This is a genomic window from Halanaerobium polyolivorans (assembly GCF_020711195.1).
GTDB classification, from domain to species: Bacteria; Bacillota; Halanaerobiia; order Halanaerobiales; family Halanaerobiaceae; genus Halanaerobium; species Halanaerobium polyolivorans.
In genome coordinates, this window is record NZ_JAJFAT010000015.1 from 44,606 (window position 1) to 54,472 (window position 9,867).

Consider the following 9,867-nt stretch of genomic DNA (forward strand, 5'->3'; position numbering starts at 1 on the left):
GTAGAAAAGAGGTTAAAGATGAGAAAACAATGCACTATAAAAGCACTAAATTATGATAAAGAAATTGAGGCAACTATTTTTGTGGAAGTAAAGGGAAAATGTCTTTGCTGGCATGGTTATGGCAGCAGTGAAGACAGCTGGGAAGAGGAAGAAGTATTTGCAACAGACCACGGTAATATCTCTATAACAGCTGTTTCTGCAGCAAACTATAATTATGAAATAGAAGGCAGAGGAGAATTTAAAGCAGAGTTAAATTGGTGTGATTCTCCAGAAAGCAAAAATGATAATGATATATTTTCAATGGGTCAGCAGATAGATTTTAAATAATTATTGAAATTAATTCCCCCTTTTTAAGCTTTAAGCTTAGAGAGGGGGGATTTACTTTAAATTTAACCTAAAGTTAACAGGCAGATCCTGTTTTAAATATCCTTATGATGATAAAATTGATTTAAGCAAAGATTTTAAATCAAATTATTTGAGGAGCTGAAAATATGAAAAAAGAAGTTTTAATAATTGGTGGTAGTGATGTTGGAATAAGTGCTGCTCTAAGAATTAGAGAACTAGATCAAAGTATTAGACCTCTAATTATAGCTGATAATAATTTTCCTAACTTTAGTATTTGTGGGATTCCTTTTTTTCTAGGTGGAGAAGTTGAAAAATGGCAGGATTTAGCTCATAGAAAAGAAGAAGATATCAGAGCTGCAGGTATAGACCTGCTTTTAGAAACAAAAGTAGAAAAAATATTCCCTCAAGAAAACAAGGTGCTGGCAGTTAATAAAAATGGGAGCCAGGAAATATATTATGAGAAACTGGTTTTAGGGACAGGTGGAGTTAATATTGAACCTCCTATTGAAGGTTTAGAACTAGCTGAGGTATTTTTTATGCGCTGGATGGATGATGCTATCAGTTTTGATAATTTTATTAAAGATGAAAAACCAAGCAAAGCAGTTGTGGTTGGTGGTGGTTATGTAGGTCTTGAAATGGCAGAAGCTTTAATAAACAGAGGTTTAGAAGTGACTCTAATAGAGTTTATGGATGGGGTTTTAAATACTGTTAACAAGAATTTTAGGAAAATGGTCAAAGAAAAATTAGAAGCAAAAGGTGTAGAGATTGTTTTAAATACTGCAGTAGAAAAAATAGAAAAAAGTGGTGAAAGAATTAAAATTAAGGGTAGTAATAATTTTGAAATTGAAGTTGATACAGCAGTAGTTTCAGTTGGGACTAAGCCCAATACTGTACTAGCAGAGGGAACAGAAATAAAAAGAAATAATTCAAATGGGGCTTTTAAAGTAAATAAAAAGCTGCAGACAAATATTGAAAACATTTATGCTGGTGGAGATTGTGCAGAAAGTTTAAACAATATAACTAAAGAATATGGATATTATGCTTTAGGAACAGTAGCTCATAAGCACGGCAGAATAATTGGCAGCAATATCTGTAATAAAGAAGCAGAATTTGAAGGGGTAATTGGAACCCAATCGATAAAATTATTTGATATGGTTGTTGCGAGAACAGGTTTAAATGAAAAAGAAGCTCAAAAAGCTGGTTTTAATCCAATCAGCAGTGAAATAGAGGCCTGGGATCACAAAATATATTATCCCCCTGCCTATAAAACATATATTAAATTAATCGCAGATAAAGAGAGTAGAAGAATATTAGGAGCCCAAATTTTGGGTAGTATTGAGGCTGAAATTTCTAAACGAATAGATATCTATGCAGCTGCAATCTATAATCAAATGACAGTAGAAGAATTCAGCCAGCTGGATTTAAGTTATACTCCTCCTCTAAGCAGTCCCTGGGATCCAGTCCAAACAGCTGCCCAAAAAATTTAAAGATAAAAAGAATTTTAGTGCAGTCATTTGCTTTGTTTAAGAGAAATCTTCTCTGTCTAGCCAAAGCAGATGCTGCACTAAAAAATACTTTAGAACTAACTATTCAAAATCAAGTTTCATGCTTTTTACTTTCACCCCAACCACTGATTCTAAATCTTCTGCTAATTCTTTAACCTCTCGATCAGAAACAATTAAGTCAAGAATAATCATTCCCTGATCAGCACAGTTACTGCTTTCGTGCATGCCAAGCCTAGTTTTAATCTTACAGCCATGCTCAGTTAGAATTTTTTGCACCTCTGGAGCTGCATCGGTTCTCTTATCAATCAAAATCGCCATAATAGTAGAATGCTGCATTATTATTCCCCCTCATTTTTAGTTTTTATAATTTTTGAATGCTGACTATATTTTGCAAATTTTTCTTCACTTAAATTTTGATCGGTGATAATAGCATCAATTTCATTAAAATCAGCAACCTTATAAAAAGAAGCTTTATCGAATTTGCGGCTTTCACTTAAAATGAAGCTCTGTTCACTACAGTCAATCATTGCTTTTTTACTTAAAGCTTCAATTGAACTGGCAGTTGATAGACCAAGACTGCTGTCAATTCCATTAACACCTAAAAAAGCTTTGTCAAAATGCATTGCTCTAATCTGCTTTTCGGTTATTGGGCCTTCAATTGTTCTGGCAAGATGAACATAATCTCCACCCAGTACTGTAATATCATATTTTTTGATTCCACTTAATTCATTAATCACATCAATAGAATTACTAATAATTTTTAGATTAGCAGCTGCAAGTTCTTTAGCCATCAGATAAGTTAAAGTACTTGAGTTGATAGCAATTATTTCTCCATCGTTGATTAAAGAAGCAGCCTGTTTGGCAATAGCCTTTTTCTCTGCCTTATTTTCATTAGTTTTTTTAATAAAATTGTATTCATCATCGAATTTGTCTTTTAAAATTGCTCCTCCATGGGTTCTTTTAACATAACCTTTTGCTTCTAACTCATTTAGATCACGCCTGATGGTTGAATCAGAAACCTCAAAAGACTCAGCAAGCTTTTTGATGGTAGTAGATTTTTTGTTATTTAATTTGTTGATAATCTTTAATAGTCTCTTTTCTTTCAGCATTTTATTCTCCTTTTAAAGCTTTAATTTAATTTTAACAATAAAAATCTTTTTTATCAAGCTAAGTGAATGTTTTTGACAATTATAAGCTTATTTTGGCCATAAATTTGCATAAAAGTGAAAGTTTTTGCCATTTTTGCTTGACAATATGCTCACTTTAGAATATTATTAATTTAAGTTAAATAATTCACAAACTTAAAGGAGGAAAAAAATAATGTATGATTATATGTTACCAACGGTTAATTTCATGGGTGCAGGTTCAGTTAAAGTAGTAGGAGAAAGAGCAAAAATACTGGGGGCAGAAAAAGTCCTTTTAGTTACCGATCAATTTTTAAGTAATTTAGAAGGTGGCCCTTTTGAGACAGTAGTTAAATATATTGAAGAAGCTGGTTTAGAATATGCTGTTTATGATGGTGTAAAGGCTAATCCAAGAGACACTAATGTTTATGAAGGCTTAGAAATCTACCAAAATGAAAATTGTGATATGATTGTAACAGTAGGTGGAGGTAGTCCCCATGATTGTGGAAAAGCAATCGGAGTTGCTGCAACTCATGATGGAGATCTCTATAAGGATTATGCAGGAGTAGAAAAACTAGAAAATGAAACACCGCCAATGATCTGTGTTAATACAACCGCTGGAACTGCAAGTGAGGTTACCCGCCATGCAGTTATTACCGATACTTCCCAAAAACCACATGTAAAATTTGTCATAGTTAGCTGGCGCAATGTTCCTGATCTTTCTATCAATGATCCTGAACTTATGGTAGACAAACCTGCTGCTTTAACTGCAGCAACAGGCATGGATGCTCTAACTCATGCTTTAGAAAGCTATGTATCTACAGGAGCTAATTCTTTAACAGATGCAGCTGCCAAAGAAGCTATGGAGTTAATTGCAAAATATTTAAGAAGAGCAGTCTATAATGGAGAAGATTTAGAGGCCAGAGAAGAAATGGCTAATGCATCAGTTTTAGCCGGTTTTGCCTTCAATAATGGTGGTTTAGGTTATGTCCATGCTATGGCTCACCAGTTAGGTGGTTTTTATGATATGCCACATGGAATTGCAAATGCAATTTTGCTGCCTTATGTTGAGAAGTTCAATTTAGGTGCTAAAATAGACAAATTTGCTAAAGTAGCAGAAATATTTGGTGTACCTACAGCTGGACTATCTCAAAGAGAAGCTGCTGAAAAAGCTTTAGAGGCAATTGTTGAGTTGGCAGAAGATATTGGTATTCCAACTTCTTTAAGTGAATCAGAATATGATGTTAAAGAAAAAGATTTTGCAGAGATGGCCAGACTGGCCCTTGAAGATGGTAATGCTTTAAGCAATCCCAGAAAAGCAAGTGAAGAAGAAATAGTAGGGATTTTCAAAGCAGCTTTTTAAGAAAAGCAAATTTAAATATATATTAAACCTCTATCTATAAGATAGGGGTTTTTTCGTTAAAAGATATTAAAGGGATTTAATCTTTTATCTTAAATTAATATATAAAGAGGCTTTTAAGAAAGGGGAGATCATAAATGGCAAAACTTGCTCTTATCCATACAACAGCTGTGACTGTAGAAACATTAAATAATTTAAGCAGAGAAAAAGCTCCAGATCTGCAGATAATTAATTTAGTAGATGATTCGATTCTAGGAGAATTGATTGCTAACGAGGCTGATTTAAGTCTGGTAGAAAAAAGGGTTAAATACTATATTAAAACTATGGTTGAACAAAAAGCAGATTTAGTCATGAGTGCCTGCTCATCTATTGGAGAAATCTTTGCAAAGGAAAATGAAAAATATGAAATCCCTATTATGCGGATCGATTCTGCAATGGCAGAAAAGGCTGTAGAAAATGCTAAGAGTATTGGAGTAGCAGCTACCTTAGCAACCACTCTTAGACCTAGTACAGAGCTGATTAAAAATAAAGGGAGGGCGGTAAATAAAGAGCTTGAACTAAAAACAGCATTAGCAGATCAAGCATATCAAAAATTAATGGCAGGAGATCAAAAAGCACATGATCAACTTTTAGCAGAAAAATTAAAAGAACTGGCAGAAGAGGTAGAGATAGTTGTTCTTGCCCAGGCATCTATGGCAAGAGTTATAAAAGTTCTGCCTGAAAAACTGCAGGCTAAATTTTTAACTAGTCCTGAACTTGGAATAGAAAAAGCGCTGCAGCAATTAGAAAAAAGTTAAATAAAAAGAGGAAGACTTCACAAATTTTCTCTGCTCATTAAGAAAAAAAGTGAAGTCTCTGCGTTGGAAATTATGTCTTAGCCTTATAATTGATCAGGAAAATTATTTAGCCTGGGCTAAAATTTTTAATTTCTGCTATTAGTTTACACTAAAAAAAAGACTTTTTAAAGCTTATTTTAGAAATTATCAAAAAATTCATATAATTGAACAGCTTTTTACTATAGCTATTTTTTAGCTACTATAGTAAAGAGGAAACTCCTCAATTCTCTTGCTCAAGGAGAAAAGAGGAGCTTTTTAATGAAAAATATGTCTTAGCCTCTTAATTATCTAGTATTATATTGCAATATTTTTTGCTTGTCAAGCATTTATTAAGATAAATTAAAAATTGTTATCGAATAATTTCATTTAATATTAGGGATAAGTAACTGCAGAAAAGAGAAGATCAGCCAATTTAGAGCTCTAAAAATACTGCAAAAAGTACTTGCATACTATTATACAGCGATTTTTCTTTATTTGTTTTTTTGTAAAAAAGACTGATTTAATTGAATATAAATAAAAATAATGAAAAAATATAAAAGAAAATAAAAATAAATAATAAAAATCGCTTGCATTACTTTTTGTCTTATGGTATTATCTAATTGAGAAAGAAAATAAGCAGGCTTAAAACTTATTTAGGAGGGTTTAAATATGAGTGATAAAGTTAATAAAAAGATCGTTATTGGTGCAGCAGCAGCAGGTATAGAACTTAAAGAAACAATAAAAGAATTGATGGATGATTTAGGTGTAGAGTATGAAGATGTTGGTCTTAATTCAGCAGATGAAGATGTCTATTATCCAACAGTTTCCAAAAGAGTTGCCGAAAAGATAATTGAAAGTGGCTATGAAAAAGAAGGTATCATAATCTGTGGTACAGGGATAGGAGTTGCAATTACGGCAAATAAATTCCCTAAAATTTATGCAGCCCAGGTATATGACTGTTATGGAGCTGAAAGAGCAGCCTTAAGTAATGATGCAAATGTAATAACCTTAGGTTCAAGAATTACCGGTTCTGTTTTAGCACAAAAAATAGTTAAAGAATGGTTAGGCTTAGAATTCAAACCAAGCCGTTCATCTAAAAAACTAGCTGAAATATATGAAATGGAAGCAGAAAACTTAAAAGATATTAAATAAGAAAGCCAAAAATAAGGAGTGATAAGATGAAGTTTTTTATAGATACAGCTAATTTAGAAGAAATTAAAAAAGCAGAAAGTCTGGGAGTTATTGATGGGGTGACAACTAATCCTTCTCTGGTTGCTAAAGAAGGAGATATTGATTTTGAAACAAGAATCAAAGAGATTTGTGAGATAGTTGATGGTCCTGTAAGTGCTGAGGTAGTTGCTTTAGATGCAGAAGGAATGATTGCAGAAGCAAGAGAATTAGCAAAAATAGCTGAAAATGTAGTTATTAAAATTCCAATGACAATGGAAGGCTTAAAAGCTGTTAAAACTTTAAGTAAAGAAGGTATAGATACAAATGTAACTTTGATCTTCTCTGCTAATCAGGCTCTTTTAGCTGCAAAAGCTGGAGCTACTTTTGCCAGTCCTTTTATCGGTAGATTAGATGATAGAGCTCATGATGGGATGGATTTAATTAAAGAAATAGTGCAGATTTATGATAACTATGACTTAGATACAGAAATAATCTCTGCTAGTATAAGACATCCTATGCATGTTAAAAATGCAGCTTTAGCTGGAGCTCATATTGCAACTATACCATTTAATGTAATTGAAACTCTTTCTAAACATCCTTTAACTGATATAGGAATTGAAAGATTTTTAGAAGACTGGAATAAAACACAAGGTTCTAAATAAATAAGAAGGTGGTTATGAAATGTTAAATAAAATAGCAAAAACTGTTCGGGGTCTGGCTGCTGATGCAGTTGAAGATGCCAGCTCTGGACATCCAGGTTTACCAATTGGTTGTGCTGAAATTGGAGCAGTTCTTTATGGAGAAGTAATGAACTATGATCCACAAAAAACTGATTGGGCAAATAGAGATCGCTTTGTACTTTCAGCAGGCCATGGCTCAATGCTGCAGTATGCTTATCATCATCTAGCAGGCTTTGACCTTTCTTTAGCTGATCTGAAGAATTTCCGTCAGCTTGGTTCAAATACTCCCGGTCATCCAGAATATGGTTGGACTGATGGAGTAGAAACTACAACCGGTCCTTTAGGCCAGGGTTTTGCCAATGCTGTAGGAATGGCTTTAGCTGAGGAGATTAAAGCTGCTAAGTTTAATTCAGCAGAGCATAAAATTGTTGATCACTACACCTATAGTTTAGCTGGAGATGGCTGTATGATGGAAGGTGTAAGTTCAGAGGCAGCTTCTTTAGCCGGACATTTAGGTTTAGCAAAACTAATAGTTATTTATGATGATAATGATATTTCTATTGCCGGTAGTACAGACCTCACCTTTACAGAGGATGTAGCAGCCAGGTTTAAAGCTTATAACTGGCAGGTAATAGAAGATGTAGATGGACATGATGGTCAAGCTATCAAAGCTGCTATTGAAAAAGCAAAGGCAGAAACTGATAAACCAAGCCTAATTATGGCCAAAACAAAAATTGCCTGTGGTGCCCCAACTAAAGAAGGTACAGCTGCTTCTCATGGAGCTCCATTAGGTGAAGCTGAAGTAAAAGGCTTAAAAGAAAATATTGGTCTACCTGTAGATGAAAAATACTATATTCCAAGTGAAGTTGAAAAATATTTTGCTGAACATCAGGAAAAATTGAAAGCTGAACGGGTAAAATGGGAAGCTGAATTTGCAGACTGGGCAGCAGCAAATCCAGAACTTAAAAAAGCCTGGGATCAAGCAGAAAATCAAATGCTGCCAGCAGATCTTAAAACAAGCCTTGAAAATCTAGAGATCAAAGCACCTGCTTCAACTAGAGATGCCTCTGGAGCTGTTTTAAAAGAGATGGCAGATCAAATCGATTATCTACTTGGTGGTTCAGCTGACTTAGCACCTTCTAATAGAAGTTATTTAGATAAATATGCTGAAATTCAAAAAGATAATTATAATGGTCGTAATATCCGTTTTGGAGTTAGAGAACATGCTATGGGAGCAATAGTTAATGGAATTTCTCTCTATGGTGGTTTTAGACCATATTGTGCAACCTTCCTGGTCTTTAGTGATTATATGAAACCTGCAATTAGAATGGCTGCTTTAATGAAACAACCTGTTATTTATATCTTTACCCATGACTCAATCTACATTGGTGAAGATGGACCAACCCATCAGCCTGTAGAACATTTAGAAGCTCTAAGAATTATTCCAGGCCTTAAAGTGATAAGACCGGCTGATGAAGAAGAAACAAAAGCTGCCTGGTTAGAAGCACTGGAAAATAAATCAGGTCCTACCGCCCTTATTTTAACAAGACAGGGTTTAGCACATCTAGAAAAAGAAAAAGATTTCTGGACAGGCACTAAAAAAGGTGGCTATACTGTTTTATCCACTCAAGCTGAAAAATATGATTATACATTTTTAGCAAGTGGAAGTGAAGTTTCACTGGCAGTTGAAACAGCAAATAAGCTAATAACAGAAGAGAAAAAAGAAGTTAGGGTAATCTCTGTACCAGATAGAAAAACCCTGACTACTCAAAAAGACTATGCTAAAACTTTAACTGCAAATAGTGAAAAAACAGTTGTAATAGAAGCAGGTATTGGCAGTGGCTGGTATCAACTTCTAGAGGGTGACTATGAACTGATTACGGTTGAAGATTATGGAGAAAGTGGCCCTGGTCATCAAATTGCAGAAGAAAAAGGTTTTAGAGTAGATAAAATTATAGAAAAAATAAGCTAAAATTTAAATTCAAATAAAAAATTTAAAGCAGGCTCTGGAATATCAAGTTCTAGAGCCTGCCTATAAAAGATAAATTTCAGAATATTATTATAAAAAATCCTGAATTTTTGCAAAAATCTTTTGACTTCCTTTAAATATGATGTTATAATTATAAATGTGATAAGAAATAAAAGTTTAAACGTAAAAAAATAAAAGGTTGTGAAAAATATTAATAAGAGCAAATTACTGATAAGTGAATTATTTAAGCAAAAATTGATTATACCATCACTTAGAAAACTAAGAGATCTTGATACTGCTCTTGAGAGTTCAGCTCCTGCCCTTTATTTATCCAATGTTCACATTGGGAACTTAAAATCAATCACAGAAAGATGCCATCAAAAAAATAAACTTGTCTTTGTTCATACCAAATTAATCGGTGGTTTTAAGGCTGATCAGACAGGGATTAAATTATTAAAGAACTCATATAAAGTTGATGGATTATTTTCTACCAATCCCCAGACTATTAGTTCAGCTCAAAAAGAAGGTCTTTTTGCCATTCAGAGATTGTTTTTTATGGATTCTATCTCAACTGACTATGCACTTGATAATCTGAAAAACTCAAATCCTGATGCCTGTGAGCTTTTACCTTCTCCTATAGCTTTAAAAGTTAAGGATAAGATTAAAAAGGTAGCTCCTGATATTCCGCTTCTAGCAGCAGGTTATATAGATAATCAGGCCTTAGTTGAGGAGATCTTTAAATCTGGTTTAGATGGTTTAACAACCAGCACTAAAGAATTATGGCCTTAAAAAAATAAATCAAAATTTTCAAAATAAAATTACTTACTAAATTGCAATAATAAATTGAACTAATTTCAAACTGTAATAATTTTACTTGTATAAAATTAGTTTTAGTTGAT

10 protein-coding genes are annotated in these 9,867 nt (G+C 33.4%); 8 read left to right on the plus strand and 2 right to left on the minus strand.

The genetic code is table 11. The annotated features are described in order from the left end of the window. The first annotated feature begins 18 nt into the window (after positions 1 to 18). The gene (locus LJ207_RS10250) at positions 19 to 327 is read left to right on the plus strand and encodes a hypothetical protein (RefSeq protein ID WP_229346409.1); all 309 of its coding nucleotides are present in this window, start codon (positions 19 to 21) and stop codon (positions 325 to 327) included. Between the two features lie 164 nt (positions 328 to 491). After that, positions 492 to 1,832 (plus strand): FAD-dependent oxidoreductase, encoded by a 1,341-nt coding sequence (locus tag LJ207_RS10255; protein ID WP_229346410.1) that lies wholly within the window; start codon positions 492 to 494, stop codon positions 1,830 to 1,832. Positions 1,833 to 1,931: 99 nt separating this feature from the next. Here LJ207_RS10255 and LJ207_RS10260 read toward each other — a convergent pair whose 3' ends face one another. Next, positions 1,932 to 2,186: a CPF_0552 family protein gene (locus tag LJ207_RS10260; protein ID WP_229346411.1), complete on the minus strand. Its 255-nt coding sequence runs from the start codon at positions 2,184 to 2,186 to the stop codon at positions 1,932 to 1,934. Positions 2,187 to 2,188: 2 nt separating this feature from the next. Further along, a complete protein-coding gene (locus tag LJ207_RS10265) occupies positions 2,189 to 2,959 on the minus strand; it encodes a DeoR/GlpR family DNA-binding transcription regulator (RefSeq protein WP_229346412.1) in 771 nt (256 codons plus the stop codon). Between the two features lie 211 nt (positions 2,960 to 3,170). Here LJ207_RS10265 and LJ207_RS10270 point away from each other — a divergent pair, with 211 nt between their 5' ends. The 6 genes from LJ207_RS10270 to LJ207_RS10295 all read left to right on the plus strand — a co-directional run bounded on the left by LJ207_RS10270 (position 3,171) and on the right by LJ207_RS10295 (position 9,757). After that, on the plus strand, positions 3,171 to 4,337 hold the full coding sequence (locus tag LJ207_RS10270; RefSeq protein ID WP_229346413.1) for an iron-containing alcohol dehydrogenase: 1,167 nt from the start codon (positions 3,171 to 3,173) through the stop codon (positions 4,335 to 4,337). A gap of 134 nt (positions 4,338 to 4,471) precedes the next feature. Continuing rightward, the gene (locus LJ207_RS10275; RefSeq protein WP_229346414.1) at positions 4,472 to 5,131 is read left to right on the plus strand and encodes an aspartate/glutamate racemase family protein; all 660 of its coding nucleotides are present in this window, start codon (positions 4,472 to 4,474) and stop codon (positions 5,129 to 5,131) included. A 687-nt stretch (positions 5,132 to 5,818) separates the two neighbouring features. Continuing rightward, on the plus strand, positions 5,819 to 6,301 hold the full coding sequence (locus tag LJ207_RS10280) for an RpiB/LacA/LacB family sugar-phosphate isomerase (protein ID WP_229346415.1): 483 nt from the start codon (positions 5,819 to 5,821) through the stop codon (positions 6,299 to 6,301). A 26-nt stretch (positions 6,302 to 6,327) separates the two neighbouring features. Further along, positions 6,328 to 6,981: a fructose-6-phosphate aldolase gene (fsa, locus tag LJ207_RS10285; protein ID WP_229346416.1), complete on the plus strand. Its 654-nt coding sequence runs from the start codon at positions 6,328 to 6,330 to the stop codon at positions 6,979 to 6,981. Positions 6,982 to 7,000: 19 nt separating this feature from the next. After that, positions 7,001 to 8,971: a transketolase gene (gene tkt, locus LJ207_RS10290; RefSeq protein WP_229346417.1), complete on the plus strand. Its 1,971-nt coding sequence runs from the start codon at positions 7,001 to 7,003 to the stop codon at positions 8,969 to 8,971. A gap of 198 nt (positions 8,972 to 9,169) precedes the next feature. Continuing rightward, the gene (locus tag LJ207_RS10295) at positions 9,170 to 9,757 is read left to right on the plus strand and encodes a glycerol-3-phosphate responsive antiterminator (protein ID WP_229346418.1); all 588 of its coding nucleotides are present in this window, start codon (positions 9,170 to 9,172) and stop codon (positions 9,755 to 9,757) included. The last annotated feature ends 110 nt before the right edge of the window (positions 9,758 to 9,867 follow it).